The sequence below is a fragment of the Geminicoccus roseus DSM 18922 genome, assembly GCF_000427665.1.
Taxonomy (GTDB): Bacteria; Pseudomonadota; Alphaproteobacteria; order Geminicoccales; family Geminicoccaceae; genus Geminicoccus; species Geminicoccus roseus.
In genome coordinates, this window is the sequence record NZ_KE386572.1 from 4,230,736 (window position 1) to 4,247,025 (window position 16,290).

17 protein-coding genes are annotated in these 16,290 nt (G+C 69.0%); 11 read left to right on the plus strand and 6 right to left on the minus strand.

Annotated features, from left to right (window positions below):
• Positions 1 to 54: 54 nt before the first annotated feature.
• From GEMRO_RS0120990 to araD1, 6 genes are all read right to left on the minus strand, one after another.
• Positions 55 to 720 (minus strand): LbetaH domain-containing protein, encoded by a 666-nt coding sequence (locus tag GEMRO_RS0120990; RefSeq protein ID WP_084507282.1) that lies wholly within the window; start codon positions 718 to 720, stop codon positions 55 to 57.
• Entirely contained in the window at positions 717 to 1,559 is an 843-nt protein-coding gene (phnE, locus tag GEMRO_RS0120995; RefSeq protein WP_027135577.1) for a phosphonate ABC transporter, permease protein PhnE, read from the minus strand. The genes GEMRO_RS0120990 and phnE (GEMRO_RS0120995) overlap by 4 nt, the downstream gene beginning before the upstream one ends.
• Positions 1,556 to 2,470, minus strand: coding sequence for a phosphonate ABC transporter, permease protein PhnE (gene phnE / locus GEMRO_RS0121000; RefSeq protein WP_157505678.1), 915 nt, complete (start codon positions 2,468 to 2,470; stop codon positions 1,556 to 1,558). The genes phnE (GEMRO_RS0120995) and phnE (GEMRO_RS0121000) overlap by 4 nt, the downstream gene beginning before the upstream one ends.
• 72 nt (positions 2,471 to 2,542) lie before the next feature.
• Complete coding sequence (phnD, locus tag GEMRO_RS0121005; protein WP_027135579.1) at positions 2,543 to 3,478, minus strand: phosphonate ABC transporter substrate-binding protein; 936 nt, start codon at positions 3,476 to 3,478, stop codon at positions 2,543 to 2,545.
• A 65-nt stretch (positions 3,479 to 3,543) separates the two neighbouring features.
• A complete protein-coding gene (gene phnC, locus GEMRO_RS30980) occupies positions 3,544 to 4,356 on the minus strand; it encodes a phosphonate ABC transporter ATP-binding protein (RefSeq protein ID WP_035485760.1) in 813 nt (270 codons plus the stop codon).
• Between the two features lie 97 nt (positions 4,357 to 4,453).
• Positions 4,454 to 5,437 carry an AraD1 family protein gene (gene araD1 / locus GEMRO_RS0121015; RefSeq protein WP_027135580.1) on the minus strand — a complete coding sequence of 328 codons (984 nt, stop codon included), beginning with the start codon at positions 5,435 to 5,437 and terminating at the stop codon, positions 4,454 to 4,456.
• Positions 5,438 to 5,663: 226 nt separating this feature from the next.
• Between araD1 and GEMRO_RS0121020 the strand changes: the two genes are divergently transcribed.
• The 11 genes from GEMRO_RS0121020 to grxD all read left to right on the plus strand — a co-directional run bounded on the left by GEMRO_RS0121020 (position 5,664) and on the right by grxD (position 16,289).
• Complete coding sequence (locus GEMRO_RS0121020; protein ID WP_051329311.1) at positions 5,664 to 7,196, plus strand: AMP-binding protein; 1,533 nt, start codon at positions 5,664 to 5,666, stop codon at positions 7,194 to 7,196.
• On the plus strand, positions 7,196 to 8,173 hold the full coding sequence (locus GEMRO_RS0121025) for a 2-dehydropantoate 2-reductase (protein WP_027135582.1): 978 nt from the start codon (positions 7,196 to 7,198) through the stop codon (positions 8,171 to 8,173). The genes GEMRO_RS0121020 and GEMRO_RS0121025 overlap by 1 nt, the downstream gene beginning before the upstream one ends.
• Positions 8,170 to 8,922, plus strand: coding sequence for an SDR family NAD(P)-dependent oxidoreductase (locus GEMRO_RS0121030; protein WP_027135583.1), 753 nt, complete (start codon positions 8,170 to 8,172; stop codon positions 8,920 to 8,922). Before GEMRO_RS0121025 ends, GEMRO_RS0121030 begins: the two co-directional genes overlap by 4 nt.
• Positions 8,922 to 9,929, plus strand: a complete 1,008-nt coding sequence (locus GEMRO_RS0121035; protein ID WP_027135584.1) for a phosphotransferase family protein — start codon at positions 8,922 to 8,924, stop codon at positions 9,927 to 9,929. The genes GEMRO_RS0121030 and GEMRO_RS0121035 overlap by 1 nt, the downstream gene beginning before the upstream one ends.
• A 129-nt stretch (positions 9,930 to 10,058) precedes the next feature.
• Positions 10,059 to 10,823, plus strand: coding sequence for a phosphoribosylaminoimidazolesuccinocarboxamide synthase (purC, locus tag GEMRO_RS0121040; protein ID WP_027135585.1), 765 nt, complete (start codon positions 10,059 to 10,061; stop codon positions 10,821 to 10,823).
• Positions 10,824 to 10,888: 65 nt separating this feature from the next.
• Positions 10,889 to 12,424: a calcium-binding protein gene (locus tag GEMRO_RS0121045; RefSeq protein ID WP_157505679.1), complete on the plus strand. Its 1,536-nt coding sequence runs from the start codon at positions 10,889 to 10,891 to the stop codon at positions 12,422 to 12,424.
• Positions 12,425 to 12,516: 92 nt separating this feature from the next.
• The gene (purS, locus tag GEMRO_RS0121050; protein WP_027135587.1) at positions 12,517 to 12,759 is read left to right on the plus strand and encodes a phosphoribosylformylglycinamidine synthase subunit PurS; all 243 of its coding nucleotides are present in this window, start codon (positions 12,517 to 12,519) and stop codon (positions 12,757 to 12,759) included.
• Positions 12,760 to 12,820: 61 nt separating this feature from the next.
• Positions 12,821 to 13,489, plus strand: coding sequence for a phosphoribosylformylglycinamidine synthase subunit PurQ (gene purQ / locus GEMRO_RS0121055; protein WP_027135588.1), 669 nt, complete (start codon positions 12,821 to 12,823; stop codon positions 13,487 to 13,489).
• Positions 13,486 to 15,690, plus strand: a complete 2,205-nt coding sequence (purL, locus tag GEMRO_RS0121060) for a phosphoribosylformylglycinamidine synthase subunit PurL (protein WP_027135589.1) — start codon at positions 13,486 to 13,488, stop codon at positions 15,688 to 15,690. The genes purQ and purL overlap by 4 nt, the downstream gene beginning before the upstream one ends.
• A 14-nt stretch (positions 15,691 to 15,704) precedes the next feature.
• On the plus strand, positions 15,705 to 15,941 hold the full coding sequence (locus GEMRO_RS0121065) for a BolA family protein (RefSeq protein ID WP_027135590.1): 237 nt from the start codon (positions 15,705 to 15,707) through the stop codon (positions 15,939 to 15,941).
• Between the two features lie 21 nt (positions 15,942 to 15,962).
• Entirely contained in the window at positions 15,963 to 16,289 is a 327-nt protein-coding gene (gene grxD, locus GEMRO_RS0121070) for a Grx4 family monothiol glutaredoxin (protein ID WP_027135591.1), read from the plus strand.
• The last annotated feature ends 1 nt before the right edge of the window (position 16,290 follow it).

Genomic DNA, 16,290 nt, shown 5'->3' on the forward strand with positions numbered 1-16,290 from the left:
AAACCTGGCGGCACTTCTAGCGGCGCGCTCGGCCGGCGACAGGGGGTAAGTGGTTCAGCCGCCGTGTTTTTCGAGGAAGGCCTCGACGGTCAGGCTCCGGAAGTCGCCGATCGCCTCCGCCAGCCGCCCGTGCGGCCAGTCCCACCAGGCCAGCGCCTCCAGCCGCTCGGCGATTCCGGGCTCGAAACGGGCCCGCAGCGGCCGGGCCGGCACCCCGCCGACGATCTGGTAGGGCTCGACCCGCTTGCTGACCACCGCGCCGGCGCCGATCACCGCACCGTTGCCGATCTTGGCCCCGGCCAGGATCACCGCGCCATGGCCGATCCAGACATCGTGGCCGATCTCGACCGCATGGGCGCGCCGCCAGCCGAAGAACTCGGCCTCGTCCTGGCCCAGGCCGTAGCTGGCCGCGCGGTACAGCCAGTGGTGCTGGGAGGCGCGCCAGGTCGGGTGGTTGCCCGGGTTGATCCGGGTCTTGGCGGCGATCGAGCAGAACTTGCCGATGGTCGAGTAGATGATCTCGGCGTCGTTCACGACATAGGAATAGTCGCCCAGCACGCTCTCCACCACCGAGCTGCGGGCACCCACCGCCGTCCAGGCGCCGAAGGAGGAGCGGGCGATGTTGGCATGGGGGTGGATCGAGGGGCCGTCGGCGGAGAGCGGCGGCTGGCCGGGGTCGTCGGCGGCCGGGTGGCGGTCGATGGTGACGAGCGTGCTCATCGCGACGGTCCTCCGATGAAGCGGCGCCGGATCAGCGCGGAGGCCTGGTCGACCAGGGACACCGTGAGCAGGATCAGCAGCATGATGAAGGCGGCCTGGTCCCAGTACTGCACCTTCATCCGCTCGGAGAGCTGCAGGCCGATGCCGCCGGCGCCGACCACGCCCAGCACGGTCGCCGAGCGGGTGTTGCTCTCGATGTAGTAGAGGGTCTGCGACAGGAAGACCGGGAAGATCTGCGGCAGGAAGCCGAAGCGGTAGACCTGCATCCGGGACGCCCCGGTGGCCCGCACCCCCTCGACCTGCTTGCGGTCGACATTCTCCAGGGCCTCGGAATAGAGCTTGCCGAGCGTGCCGATGTCCGAGGTGAAGATCGCCAGCAGGCCGGACAGGGGCCCCAGGCCCAATGCCCGGACGAACACCAGCGCCCAGATCAGCTGGTCGATGCCGCGCAGCATGTCGAACAGCCGGCGGATGACGTGCCGGGGCAGGGCCGGGCGGACCACCGTGCGCGCCGCCAGGAACGCCAGCGGCAGCGCCACCAGCGAGGCCATGATCGTGCCCAGGAACGCCATCGCCAGCGACTGGCCCAGCCCCAGGAAGATCCCCTCGAAGTCCCAGGACCAGAAGTCCTTCCAGACCAGCATCTGGCCGAACACCACGCCGATCCGGCCAAGGCCCGCGGTCAGCCGCTGCCAGCTGACGTCGAACAGCCAGGCGCAGAACAGGCCGTAGGCCAGGCAGGCGGCGACCGCCCCCACCTGGATCTGGAGGCGGCGCGACGCCTGGCGGAAGGGCTCGGGATGGCGCGCGCGCACGTCGTCGATGGTCAGGCTGCTCACAGCATGTGCTCCTCGCCGGTGGCCATCGCGCGCAGCTTGGCGGACAAAAGGTCGATCGCGGTGACGGTGAGGATCACCATCAGAACGATGGCGCTGACTTCCTCGTAGAAGTTGAAGCTGATCACGTAGTAGAGTTCCTGGCCGATCCCGCCGGCGCCGACGAAGCCCAGGATCGAGCTGGAGCGCACGTTGATCTCGAAGCGCAGGAGCGTGTAGCTCAGGAAGTTCGGCAGGACCTGGGGGAACACGCCGTAGCGCATCTCCTGCAGCCAGGAGCCGCCGGCACCCCGCACCCCCTCGATCGGGCCCGTGGCGACGTTCTCGTTGACCTCGGAGAACAGCTTGCCGAGCGCGCCCGCGGTGTGGATCGCGAGCGCCAGCACGCCGGCCAGCGGGCCGATCCCGAAGGTGTAGACGAACAGGATCGCGTAGATGATCTCGGGGATCGCCCGGCACACCTCCATCAGCCGGCGGGTCCCGGCATAGATCCAGGTCGAGCGGACCAGGTTGCGGCTGGCCGGGAAGCACATCACCAGCGCCCCGGTGGCGCCCAGCGCCGTGCCGATCAGCGCCATGTTGAGGGTCTCGGCGAGCAGGCGCAGGTATTTCGGCAGGTTGAAGTACCAGTAGGCCAGCGAGCCCTCGGTCTTGCTGTTCTCGAACAGCACGTCCGGCCGCAGGTGGGGCAGGGTGGCGTAGATATAGTCGCCGACCTTGGGCAGGCCGGTCAGGAGGCGCTCGGGGAACAGCTGGGCGACGTTCAGGGAGACCGCCAGCCCGATCGCCAGGGCCAGGAAGAAGATCGCGCTGTCCCGGCGCCTGCGCGCCATCAGCTCGTGGCGGTGCAGTTCGAAGTTACGGACCGCCGGGCGGTTGCCGAGATCGATGTGGAGAGCGTCGCTGCCGGCCATCATGTCATCCGTGGAATGCGACGGGAGCCGCCCCTGGCGGACGGCTCCCTTTCGGATCGATCGGACCGGCGGTCAGCCGCGGCGGGAGTTCATCTGTTCCTTGCGGACGGCGATCACGCCTTCGTAGAAGGTCTGGTCGATCTCCTCGAACCCGTCGAAGTCGCCGCCCTGGGTCTTGTAGAAGCAGTCCGGGTCGGTCTCGGGCAGGGCGCGCAGGAACTCCTTGTACTCGGCCTTCAGTTCCTCGGGCAGCGCCTGGCGGACGACCTCGGGACCGTTCGGGATCAGGTTGGACTGCCACAGGATCCGGATGTCGCTCATCTTCAGCGCACCCTTGTCGACCATCTTGCGCAGGTTGCCGGAGGTGTAGCCCTCGGAGATCTCGCCCACGCCCGAGGTCCAGGTCACGCCGGCATCGTACTGGCCGTCCAGCACCGCGATGACGCCCTGCTCATGGCCGCCGGCAAAGCCGGTGGAGCCGAAATAGCTGGCGGGGTCGTAGCCCTGGAGCTTCAGCTCGACCGAGGGATAGAGATAGCCGGAGGTCGAGTTCGGGTCGGCGAAGGCCAGGGTCTTGCCCTCGAGGTCTTCCAGCTTCTGGTAGGGGCTGTCGGAGCGCACGTAGAGCACCGAGTAGTAGCCGGTGGAGCCGTCGACCTGCTTCTGGGTGAACAGCGGCTCGACCGCGTTCGGGTCCTCCAGGTAGATGCCGGCATAGCCGGAGGCGCCGAGCAGGCCAGCCTCCAGCGTGCCGGCGATCAGGCCCTGCATCACGCCGGCATAGTCGGAGGCCGGGTAGAGCTCGACCGGGATGCCGAGCTTGGCCGAAAGCTGCTCCTGGAAGCAGGCATAGTTGGTCAGGCGGTCGGCCTCGTTCTCGCCGCCGATGATGCCGTAGCGGAACACCGGCACCTCGTCCTTCCAGCTCTGGGCCTGGACGGGAGCGGAATGCAGGGCCACGGCCAGCGTGCTGGCGCCGAGCAGGGACAAGGCGAAACGTCGGAGCATGGATGCTCTCCAGGAGGTTTGTTCGAGGGCGGACGGACAGGCGGAGGCGACGCGGACTGCTCGGGTCAGGCGACCGCCTGGGGGGAGGCGGGCTCCCGGTTCAGCGTGGTGGAGGTGACGGTCTCGGCGAGCGACTCCTCGAGGCCGTCGCTGCCGTAGAGTTCGCGGGCGACGTCGATGGTGAGGTCGGCCGGAAGGCCGTCGAACACGACCTTGCCGCGGGTCATACCGACGATCCGGTCGCAATAGGTCCGGGCAGTGTCCAGCGTGTGCAGGTTGGCGAGCACGGTGATGCCGTCCTCGCGGTTGATCCGCCGGAGCGCTTCCATGACCAGCTGGGCATTGCGCGGGTCGAGCGAGGCGATCGGCTCGTCGGCGAGCAGCAGGTCGGGCTTCTGCATCAGCGCCCGGGCGATCGCGACCCGCTGCTGCTGGCCGCCGGACAGGGTGTCGGCGCGCTGCAGGGCGGTGTGCGCCATGTCGAGGCGCTCCAGCGCCAGGATCGCGTCGGCGCGCTCGCGGGCGGTGAACCGGGCCAGCATGGAGGACACGAAGCCGGTCTGGTTGAGCCGGCCGAGCAGGACGTTGGTGATGACGTCCAGGCGTCCCACCAGGTTGAACTGCTGGAAGATCATGGCGCAGCGGCCGCGCCACGCCATCAGCTCCCGGCCCTTGAGCCGGGTGATGTCCAGCCCGTCATAGCTGATCGTGCCGGAGCTGGGGTCGCCCAGCCGGTTGATGGTGCGCAGCAGGGTCGACTTGCCGGCGCCGGAGCGTCCGATGACGCCCAGCATCCGGCCGCGCGGAACGTTCAGGCTGACGTCGTCCAGGGCCTTCATCGTGCCGAAGACCTTGTCGACGTTCTGAACGACCAGCATGCAGGCTACCTCGTGCGGATCTCACTCACGCACGGGGTCCTAGTCCAGCTTGATGACCGGCGAGCGATCCGGCCGTGACGACCGGATGACGGGCGCCTCAGAGTTCGCGCACGAGCACCGGGCGGTCGCTGCGCTTCTCGCCCAGCGGGTTGCGCAGCGGCCGGCCGAACGGCTCGGCGGCGATCTCGAACACGTCGCCCGGCTGCGGCTTCATCCCGTCGGCGAAGCTGAGCGTGGCGGTGCCGAAGTAGTGGACATGCACGTCGCCCGGGCGGCGGAACACGTCGTACTTGAAGTGGTGGTGCTCGAGGTTGGCGAGGGTGTGCGACATGGCGCTCTCGCCGGACACGAACGGCTTGCTCCAGATCACCTGACCGTCACGCAGGATCGAGGAGGTGCCCTCGACCCGCTCGGGCAGCCCGCCGATCCGCAGTTCCGGCCCGAAGCTCGAGCTGCGCAGCTTGGAATGCGCCAGCCACAGATAGTTGACCCGCTCGGTCACGTGGTCGGAATACTCGTTGCCGAGCGCGAAGCCCAGGCGCCAGGGGGTTCCGTCCGGCCCGATCAGGTACAGCCCGCAGATCTCCGGCTCCTCGCCGCCATCCTCGGCAAAGCCCGGATACTCCATCGGCGCTTCGGGAGGCACGATCGAGCCGCCATCGCCCTTGTAGAACCATTCCGGCTGCGCGCCGATGGTGTCCGGCGCCGGCTTGCCGCCCTCGATGCCCATCTTGAACATCTTCATGCTGTCGGTGAGCTTTTCCGGCTCGGTGACATGCATCGCGTCGCGCGTGGCAGCGCTGCCCAGATGGGTCAGGCCGGTGCCAGTCACCAGCAGATGCGCCGGGTCGGGATGGTCCAGCGGGGTCAGCAGGCGCTTTTCCGCGATGACCGCCTCATAGTCCTCGACCTGGTCGCCCAGCCGCTCCGTCACGACCTTTTCCAGGCTTTCGCCAGCGGCCACCGCGGCCAGCGCCAGCCCGTAGACGGTTGTGGCCCGATCGACCACGCGCAGACTGTTGCCTTCGACCACAGCGACGGCACGCCCACCATGCGCCGTGCTGAATTGAACCAGGTTCATTGCGACCCCCGTTGGCGCCAAACGTACAGAAACTAGCGACCGGAGGTTGCGACGTCACTAGCTCTCCACCTCGAGGAGAACCGGTCACGCGGCAGTGATCCGGGCAGGGAACACTCGCGCCGCACCGGATGGCGTCCGGATCGTCGCCGGTCGCCTCCCGCCGGCCGAGCTTGCGAGCGGCCATGGCACGTGCGACCACCAAGCGCAACGGCCTGGGGAGGCGGGGATGACGGTTACCATCGAGGCTCTGCTGACGCAGGCGGAGCCGGCAGCACCTGCGATCGCCGGCTTTGGCCGGACGACGATGAGCCATGCAGGGCTGGCGGCGCTGACGGAGCGTACCCGCGCGGCGCTGGCGGCCGCCGGGATCGGCGGCGGCGCCCGGGTGGCGACGGTGCTGCCGAACGGGCCGGCCGCGGCCAGCGCGTTCGTCGCGATCGCGCAATGCGCCACGGTAGCCCCGCTCAACCAGGCCTATCGCGCCGATGAATTCGACTTCTACCTGTCGGACCTGGGCGCCAAGGCGGTGGTGGTGCCCGACGGCCTGGACGGGCCGGCGGTCGAGGTGGCGCGTCGCAAGGGCTGCGTGGTGCTGCGCCTGGCCGAGGACCCGGCCGGTCCGGCCGGCGACTTCACGCTGCGGGTGGACGGCCGGGCAGGGCAGCCGGTCGAGCCGCACCGCCCCGGGGCCGGCGACGTGGCGCTGATCCTTCACACGTCAGGCACCACGTCCCGGCCGAAGATCGTGCCGCTCACCCAGGCGAACCTCGCCGCCTCGGCCGGCCACATCGTGCAGACCCTGGCCCTGACCAGGGCCGACCGCTGCCTGGTGGTGATGCCGCTCTTCCATATCCATGGCCTGATCGCGGCGACCCTGTCCTCGCTTTCGGCCGGCGGCTCGCTGATCGTCCCCGACGGCGGGTTCGACGGGCTGAAATTCTTCCGGCAGCTCGAGGAGAGCGAGGCCAGCTGGATGACGGCGGTGCCCACCATGTACCAGGCGATCCTGGCCCGGTCGGAGCGCAACCGGGAGGTGATCGCGCGGGCAGGGCTCCGGCTGCTGCGCTCGTCCTCCGCCTCGCTGCCGCCCCAGGTGATGCTGGAACTGGAGGCCGCGTTCGGCTGCCCGGTGATCGAGAGCTACGGCATGACCGAGGCCGCCCACCAGATGACCAGCAACCCGCTGCCGCCGGCGGAGCGCAGGCCCGGCTCGGTGGGGATCGCGGCCGGGCCGCAGGTGCGGGTCTGCGCCCCCGACGGCACCATGCTGGCGCCGGGCGAGGAGGGCGAGGTGGTGATCAGCGGGCCGAACGTGACGCCCGGCTACGAGGCCAACCCCGGCGCCAATGCCGACGCCTTCTTCGAGGCCGTCGGCCGGCGCTGGTTCCGCACCGGCGACCAGGGCCGGATGGACGCCGAAGGCTATCTGCGCATCACCGGGCGCCTGAAGGAGATCATCAATCGTGGCGGCGAGAAGGTCAGCCCCCTGGAGGTCGACGAGGTGGTGATGGATCATCCGGCGGTGCGCCAGTGCGTCACCTTCGCGATCCCGCATCCGAAGCTGGGGGAGGAGGTCGCCGTCGCCGTGGTGCTGCGCGAGGGGCAGGAAGCCGGCGAGCAGCAGATCCGCGACTTCGCGGCGCAGCGCCTGGCGCCGTTCAAGGTGCCGCGCCGGGTGGTGATCCTGGCCGAGATCCCCAAGGGGGCGACCGGCAAGCTGCAACGGATCGGGCTCGCCGCGAAACTGGGGCTTGGGTGATGCGGATCTGCGTGTACGGCGCCGGAGCGATCGGAGGCTACCTGGCCGCCAAGCTGGCGCGCTCTGGACAGGACGTGTCGGTGGTCGCCCGCGGCGCCCACCTGGAGGCGATCCGCAAGGACGGGCTGGTCCTCCGTGAGAAGGACGGCGAGGTCCGGGTGCGGCTGGAGGCCTCGGACGACCCGCTGGCGCTGCAGCCGGCGGACTATGTCATCGTGGCCCTGAAGGCCCATCAGGTGACCGCCGCCGTGCCGGGCATCCGCCACCTGTGCGGGGCCGAAGGGGCCGTGGTGACCGCCGCCAACGGGGTGCCCTGGTGGTACACCTATGCCCTGGGCGGCCCGTTCGAGAGCCTGCGGATCGAGGCGGTCGACCCCGGCGGAGCGATCTGGGACGGGATCGGCCCGGACCGGGCGATCGGCTGCGTGGTCTGGCCGGCGGCGGAGATCGCGGCGCCCGGGATCATCCAGCACATCGCCTCGGAGCGCTTCGATCTTGGCGAGCCGCAGGGCGATCGCAGCGAGCGGGTGGTGCGCCTGTCCAAGGCGATGATCGCGGCCGGCCTGAAGGCACCGGTCCGGCCGCGCCTGCGCGACGACATCTGGACCAAGCTCTGGGGCAATTGCTGCTTCAACCCGGTCAGCGCCCTGACCGGCGCCACCCTGGAGCAGATCGCGACCGATCCCGGCCTGCGCGCGCTCTGCCGGCGGATGATGAGCGAGGCCGAGATGGTCGGCGAGGCGATGGGCGCCCGCTTCCTGCTCGACATCGACAAGCGGATCGACGCGGCCGGCGCTACCGGCGCGCACAAGACCTCGATGCTGCAGGACCTGGAGCGCGGCCGCCCGCTGGAGATCGACGCCCTGGTCACCGCCGTGATCGAGATGGCCGACATGGCGGAGATCCCGTGCCCGAACCTCCGCTCGGTCCATGCGTTGATTGCTTCGAAGGCGCGCCTCCTGGGACTTCATCCATGAGCTTCTCCGCAGACCTGTCCGGCCGCACCGTCCTGGTGACCGGCGCCTCCGGCGCCATCGGACGGCATGCCGCCGCCCTGTTCCGCCGCAGCGGCGCCCGCGTGGTCGCCACCGCGCGCGATCCCGGCCGGATCCGCCTGGAGGAGGAGGAGGACGGGCTGCTGCGCGCAGCGCTGGACGTGACCCGCCCGGAAACCGTCGAGGCCGCGCTCGACCAGGCCGAGCAGCGCTTTGGCACCGTCGACCTGGTCCTGAACAATGCCGGAATCGCGGAGGGCCAGCTGGCGCTGGAGATGGAGCCCTCGCGCTTCGCCGAGGTCGTGGCGGTGGACCTGACCGGCGCCTTCACCGTGGCCCGCGCCGCCGCACGGCGCATGGTCGCGGCGAAGACCGGCGGTGCCATCGTCAACGTCGCCTCGATCCTGGGTCTGCGGGTGGCGCAGGGCGTCGCCGCCTATGCCGCCGCCAAGGCCGGGCTCGTGCAGCTCAACGCCGCGCTGGCCCTGGAATGGGCGCGCCACGGCATCCGCGTGAACGCGCTGGCGCCGGGCTACCTCCTGACCGACATCAACCGCGCCTTCTTCGAGAGCCCGGCCGGCGAGCGGATGATCAAGCGGATCCCGCAGCGGCGCTTAGGGGAGCTCGCCGATCTGGACGGCCCGCTCCTCCTCCTGGCCTCGGAAGCCTCGGCCTACATGACCGGCTCGGTCCTGGTCGTGGATGGCGGCCACACCGCGACGACGCTGTGATGCTGGACCAGCCGGCACTCGAACGCCTGGTCGCCGACCAGACCGGCGCCTCCGCCTGCCGGATCGAGCGCCTGGCGCTGCTGGGCGGCGGCGCCATCCAGGAGAACTGGGCGGTCGACCTGCTGCTCGAAGGCGGCAGCCGTCCGGGCCGGCACGCCCTGGTGCTGCGCACCGACGCCGCGTCCAGCCTGGCGGTGAGCCACGGAAGGATGGAAGAGTTTGCCCTTGTGCAGGTGGCGCACCGGGCGGGGGTGACGGTCCCGGAGCCCTGGTTCGCCTGCGCCGACCCGGCGGTGATCGGCAAGCGCTTCTACCTGATGGCGCGGGTCGCCGGCGAGGCCAGGGGACAGCGCCTGACCAAGGACCCTGCCTTGCTGGCCGCCGGACCCGCACTGGCGTCCCGGCTGGGACGGGAGCTGGCGCGGTTGCACCGGGTCCGCCCGCCGGTGGCGGAACTGGGATTCCTGGAGATCCCGGACCAGCCGGTCGCGCTGCTTCGGGTTGCCCAGTACCGGGCCCATCTGGACGCGCTCGGCCGGGCCGAGCCGGTCCTGGAATGGGCGCTGCGCCGGCTGGAACTGCGGGCGCCGGCCGCGGTCCCGCCAGTGCTCTGCCACGGCGACTTCCGCACCGGCAACTACATGGTCCAGGACGGCCAGCTCACCACGATCCTGGATTGGGAGTTCGCCGCCTGGGCCGATCCCATGGAGGATCTCGGCTGGATGCTGTCCCGGCCGTGGCGCTTCGCCAATCCGCAGCTGGAAGCCGGCGGGATCGCCTCGGCCGAGGATCTCCTGAAAGGCTACGAGGCCGAAGCCGGAGCGCCGGTCGACCGCGCCCGGATCCGCTACTGGCAGGCGATGGCGGTGGTGCGCTGGGCGGTGGTGGCGCTGCTCCAGGCGGACCGCCATCTCTCCGGCGCGCAGTCCTCCCTGGAACTGGCGCTCACCGGCCATGTCGTTCCGGAACTGGAGGCCGAGCTGCTGGCGACGGTGCCGGGGATCTGATGCCGTGACAGGGTTGTCAACATTGTCAGCCAGGGCGCCTGCCGCTACAAGCGCCCTCGTTCTATGGGGTGCCCGCGGTGCGACGGGGCCGCGCGCGCCCTTGTTTCGTTCGTCCATCGGAGAGTGCAGATGAGTCGCCGTCGCCAGGTTTACGAAGGCAAGGCGAAGATCCTCTTCGAGGGGCCCGAGCCCGGCACCCTGATCCAGTACTTCAAGGACGACGCCACCGCCTTCAACAACCAGAAGAAGGGTGTCATCACCGGCAAGGGCGTGCTGAACAACCGCATCAGCGAATACATCATGCTGCGGCTGCACGAGATCAACATCCCGACGCATTTCGTGCGCCGCCTGAACATGCGCGAGCAGCTGATCCGCGAGGTCGAGATCATTCCCCTGGAGGTGGTGATCCGCAACGTGGCGGCCGGCTCGATCGCGACGCGGTTCGGCATCGAGGAGGGCACCCAGCTCACCCGCTCGATCGTCGAGTTCTACTATAAGGACGACAAGCTGGGCGACCCGCTGGTCACCGAGGAGCACATCACCGCGTTCGGCTGGGCAACCTATCAGGAAATCGACGAGATTTTGAACCTGGCGCTGCGGATCAACGACTTCCTGTCCGGCCTCCTGGTCTCGGTCGGCCTGAAGCTGGTCGACTTCAAGCTGGAGTTCGGCCGCCTCTGGGAGGAGGAGGAGTTCCGGATCGTGCTGGCGGATGAGATCAGCCCCGACAACTGCCGCCTCTGGGACACCAAGACCGGCGAGCGCTACGACAAGGACCGCTTCCGCCGCGACCTGGGCAAGGTCGAGGAAGGCTATCAGGAAGTCGCGCGTCGTCTGGGCATCCTGCCGGAAGCCGGCCCCCGCGACCTGCGCGGTACTGATACGATCCAGTGAAGACGATCGTGCACCGCTGTCGCTGTTGTGTCATGAATGTGCCATGACCAGCGAAAGGGCTGTGCATGGCTGCGGTTGTCGGTGCCAGTTGGAGCGGGACGAGCGGCAGCGACATGTTCATCGGCACCATCGGCGATGATGTTGCCGACGGGCTGGACCGCGACGACGACCTGAGCGGCCGGAGCGGCAACGACCGCTTGAGCGGCAGCGAGGGGCGTGACCGGATCCAGGGCGGTCTGGGCCTCGACCGGATCCTCGGCGGGGCGGGCGCCGACTGGCTGCTCGGCAATGACGGCAACGACCAGATCTTCGGCGACGCCGGCCGTGACGTGCTGGCAGGCGGCGCTGGCTCGGACCTCCTGTTCGGGAACGCGGATGCCGACATCCTCACCGGCGGCACCGGCGACGATGTTCTGTCCGGCGGCACCGGCGATGACTTCATCGCCGGGAACCGCGGCAACGACGTGCTGCAGGGCGGCACCGGCGCGGACGAGTTCGACGTCGTCATCGAGAGGTTCTTGGGTGTCGACGAGCAGGCTGGCCGGGACGTCATTGTCGATTTCGAACGCATCGACCGGCTGGTGGTGGCCTGGCGCACCGGCCCCGGCACCCGCTTCGGACCCTCCGAGACGGTTTTCCTGAACTTCGACCTGTTGGACGACAACGGCTCCGGCCGTCTTGGCGATGGCGACCGTGCGGTCAGCATCGAGACAGTGACCCATGGGGGCGCGGCCAGGGCGTCGCTGGTGCTCGATCTTGTCGAGGCAATGCACCTGCCGCATGGGAGCGCCCAGACGATCACCCTGTTCGGCGTCACCGAGCTCCTGCCGGCGCAGATCAGCACGTTCGGCACGCGGGCCCTGGCACGGTTTTCCGGATCGGAGGGCGTGGACGCCATCTCCGGCAGCGACGACGCGCAGCACATCCGGGGGCTCGGCGGCGCCGACGATCTTCGCGGCAATGGCGGCGACGACCTTCTCGATGGGGGCGATAGCGACGATCGCCTGGACGGCGGTGCCGGTGAGGATCTGCTGCATGGCGACGACGGCGCCGAACTGATCATGGGCGGCACGGGCGAGGACGTCCTGCACGGCGACAGCGGCGATGATGTCCTGCGCGGCGGTGACGGCGCCGACACGCTTTATGGCGAGTCCGGTGATGCGCTGGCCGGCAACGATCGCCTGGAGGGCGGTGCCGGCGACGACCGCCTCTTCTCGAGTCCCGGCACCGATGTGTATACCGGCGGGGCGGGCAACGACATTTTCATCAACGTGTTCGGCCGGGACCGGCTGGTGGAGCCTGACCTGCGTCCCAGCCACATGATCATCACCGACTTCCGCCCGGGCGAGGACCAGATCGGGCTGCAGCTGCACGATCGCCTGTCCGTCCACTTCGGCCAGTTCGATACCGACAGAAACGGGCAGATCGACACCTTCGACCGAGGCACGGCCTTGGTCGTGCGCGAGGTCGACGGGGTTGCGCGGCAGGGGCTGCTGATGGATCTGGGCGCGGTCACCGGCCTGGGCGAGATCCAGCAGCACGAGATGTTCGTGGTGGGCGTGGAGCGGCTGCTCGCAACGGACGTCGTCACCTATCTCTAGCCGCACTTCAGAAAGCCTCGCAGCTTGCCGGATGGATGGTGTGCGACTACGGAAGGCCGCGTTGGACAGGCGTCGGGGTGCGGAGAGCGGCGGTGAAGGTCAGTGTGGAAGTGGGCCTGAAGCAGGGCGTGCTCGATCCCGAGGCGGTGACGATCGAGCGCTCGCTCTTGCACCTCGGCTTCGAAGGTGTGAGCGGCATGCGCAAGACCCGGGTCTTCAAGTTCGACCTCGCCGTTTCGGATCGCGGTGCCGCCGAGGCTGCGGTCAAGGCCATGTGCGAAAAGCTGCTCGCAAATCCGGTGATCGAGAACTATCGCTACCGGCTGGAGGAGTGAGCAACACCCTGCTCGCACGAGCGTCCATGACATTCCGATCTCCTGCAGAGGCCACGATCTGATGCGTGCTGCCGTCGTCACGTTCCCCGGCGCCAACCGCGATCGCGACCTGGTCCGGGCGTTCAGGGACACAGGCTATGCCGATGTCCACCTCGTCTGGCATGAGGACACCGAACTGCCGCCGGTCGACGTGGTCGGCATCCCGGGCGGGTTCTCCTATGGCGACTATCTGCGCTGCGGCGCCATCGCCGCCCGCTCCCCGGTCATGCGCGCCGTGGCCCGCTTCGCCGAGGCCGGTGGCTACGTGCTGGGCGTGTGCAACGGCTTCCAGATCCTATGCGAGGCGGGGATGCTGCCGGGCGCCCTGGTGCGCAATGCCGGGCTGCGCTTCATCTGCCGTCCCGCCGCCCTGCGCGTGGAGCGGGAAGGGACCGCCTTCACCGCGGGCCTGGCCAAGGGCGACGAGATCCTGATCAGCACGGCCCATGGCGACGGCAACTACACGGCCGACGAGGCGACCCTGGACCGGCTCGAAGGCGAGGGACGGGTCCTGTTCCGCTACGTGGAGAACCCGAACGGTTCGGCCCGCGACATTGCAGGGATCACCGACCAGGGCGGTCGCGTGCTGGGCCTGATGCCGCATCCGGAATGCCATGTCGATCCACGCACCGGCCATACCGGTGGCCGGGCGATCTTCCACTCCATCCTGCAGACGGTCGGCCGCGGATGATCACCCCAGAAATCGTCAAGTCCCACGGCCTGAGCTGGAACGAGTACCAGCAGATCATCGAGCTGATCGGCAAGGAGCCGAACCTCGTCGAGCTCGGCATCTTCTCGGTGATGTGGTCGGAGCACTGCTCCTACAAGTCGTCGCGGACCCATCTGAAGAAGCTGCCGACCGAGGCCCCCTGGGTGGTGTGCGGGCCCGGCGAAAATGCCGGCGTGGTCGATATCGGCGGCGGGCTGGTCGCCATCTTCAAGATGGAGAGCCACAACCACCCCTCCTACATCGAGCCGTTCCAGGGTGCCGCCACCGGCGTCGGCGGGATCATGCGCGACGTGTTCACCATGGGTGCGCGTCCGATCGCCCTGCTGGATGCCTTGCGCTTCGGCTCGCCGCAGCATTCCAAGACCAGGCGGCTGGTGGATGGCGTGGTCCGCGGCATCGGCGGCTACGGCAACTGCGTGGGCGTGCCGACCGTCGGTGGCGAGACCACCTTCCACCGGGCCTATGACGGCAACATCCTGGTCAACGCCATGTGCGTGGGCGTGGCGCCGGCCGACCGGGTCTTCTATGCGGCCGCAGCCGGCATCGGCAATCCGGTGGTCTATGTCGGCGCCAAGACCGGCCGCGACGGCATCCATGGCGCTACCATGGCCTCGGCCGAGTTCTCTGGCGAGGACAGCGACGAGAAGCGGCCGACCGTCCAGGTCGGCGACCCGTTCCGCGAGAAGCTGCTGATCGAGGCCTGCCTGGAACTCATGGAGAAGGACGCGATCATCGCGATCCAGGACATGGGCGCTGCCGGGCTGACCTCGTCCTCGTTCGAGATGGCCGCCAAGGGCGAGGCCGGGATCGAGCTCGATCTCGACCAGGTGCCGATGCGCGAGCCGGAGATGACGCCCTACGAGATCATGCTCTCGGAGAGCCAGGAGCGGATGCTCATGGTGCTCAAGGAGGGTCGCGAGGCCGAGGCCGAGGCGATCTTCCGCAAATGGGAGCTGGACTTCGCGGTGGTCGGCCGGGTGACCGATACCGGTCGCATGGTGCTGCGCCGCCACGGCGAGGTGGTGGCCGACCTGCCGGTGGCGCCGATCGCCGGCAACTCGCCGGTCTACGAGCGGCCCTATGTGGAGCCAGGCGCCCCGATCCCGGTGGCGCTGTCGGAACCGGCGGTGCCGGTGATGCCGCACGACCAAGCGATCCTGAAGCTGATCGGCTCGCCGGACCTCTGCTCCAAGCGCTGGATCTGGCAGCAATACGACCACACCGTCGGCGCCGACACCCTGATCGGGCCTGGCGGCGATGCGGCAGTGGTGCGGGTGCTCGGCACCGACCGCGCCCTGGCGGTCTCCGCGGACTGCACGCCCCGCTACTGCCAGGCGCATCCGCGCACGGGCGGGATGCAGGCGGTGGCCGAGTGCCGACGCAACCTGATCGCCACCGGGGCCCGGCCGCTCGCCATCACCAACTGCCTGAACTTCGGCAATCCGGAACGGCCGGAGGTGATGGGCCAGTTCGTCGGCTGCATCGAGGGCATGGCCGATGCCTGCCGGGCCTTCGACTTCCCGGTCGTGTCCGGCAACGTCTCCCTCTATAACGAGACGGACGGACGGCCGATCCAGCCGACCCCGGACATTGGCGGCATTGGCCTGATCGAGGATCTCGACCGGGTGGTCGGCATCGGCCCCACCGCTGACACCCAGGTCCTGGTCCTGGTCGGCGAGACCTATGGCTGGATGGGCGCGTCCCTGTACCTGCGCGAGGTCATGGGCCGGGAGGAGGGCGCTCCCCCGCAGGTCGACCTGAACCACGAGAAGCGCAACGGCGACTTCGTCCTGGCGCAGATCCAGGCCGGCGTCGTGCGCGCCTGCCACGATGTCGGCGACGGCGGGCTCGCCATCGCGATCGCCGAGATGTGCCTGGCGTCGGGCCGTGGTGCCACGCTGGAGATCCCCGATGGCCTGGCCTCGATCGGCTGGCTCTTCGGGGAGGAGCAGGGCCGCTACGTGCTGGCGGTGGAGCCGGATGCGCTGGAACGGCTGGCGAGCGATGCGACGCGGGAGGGCGTGATCCTGCGCGAGATCGGCCGGGTCGGCGGCGACGCGTTGCAGGTCAAGGACCTGCCCCCCATATCGATCGAAGAGTTGCAGCGTGCGCATGAAGCCTGGCTCCCCGACTACATGGGCGGGGACGCGGTAGCCGCCTGACAAGAGGAGCCTCGATGCCAGTCGCCAAGGACGATCTCGAACGGATGCTGAAGGACAGCTTTCCGGATGCGAGCGTGCGGATCGACGATCTCGCCGGGGATGGCGATCACTATCGTGCGGTGATCGTGTCCGAGGCGTTTCGCGGCAAGACGCGCATCCAGCAGCACCAGCTGGTCTATGCGGCGCTTGGTGGCCGCATGGGCGGCGAGCTCCATGCACTCGCGCTCACGACTTCCGCACCTGCGTCCTGAAGCCCCTGGAGTTTTTCGACAATGAACGATACCGCCGACAAGATCCGCGAGCAGATCAAGGCCGACCAGGTCGTGCTCTACATGAAGGGCACCCCGGTCTTCCCGATGTGCGGGTTCTCTGCTGCCGTGGTGCAGATCCTTTCCCAGACCGGCGTCAAGTTCCAGACCTACAACGTCCTGGACGATGCCGACCTGCGCCAGGGGCTGAAGGAGTTCAGCAACTGGCCGACCTTCCCGCAGCTCTATGTCGACGGCGAGCTGGTCGGCGGCTGCGACATCGTCCGCGAGATGTACCAGTCCGGCGAGCTTACCCAGCTGTTCGACGAGAAGTCCCTGGCGAAGGCGTGAC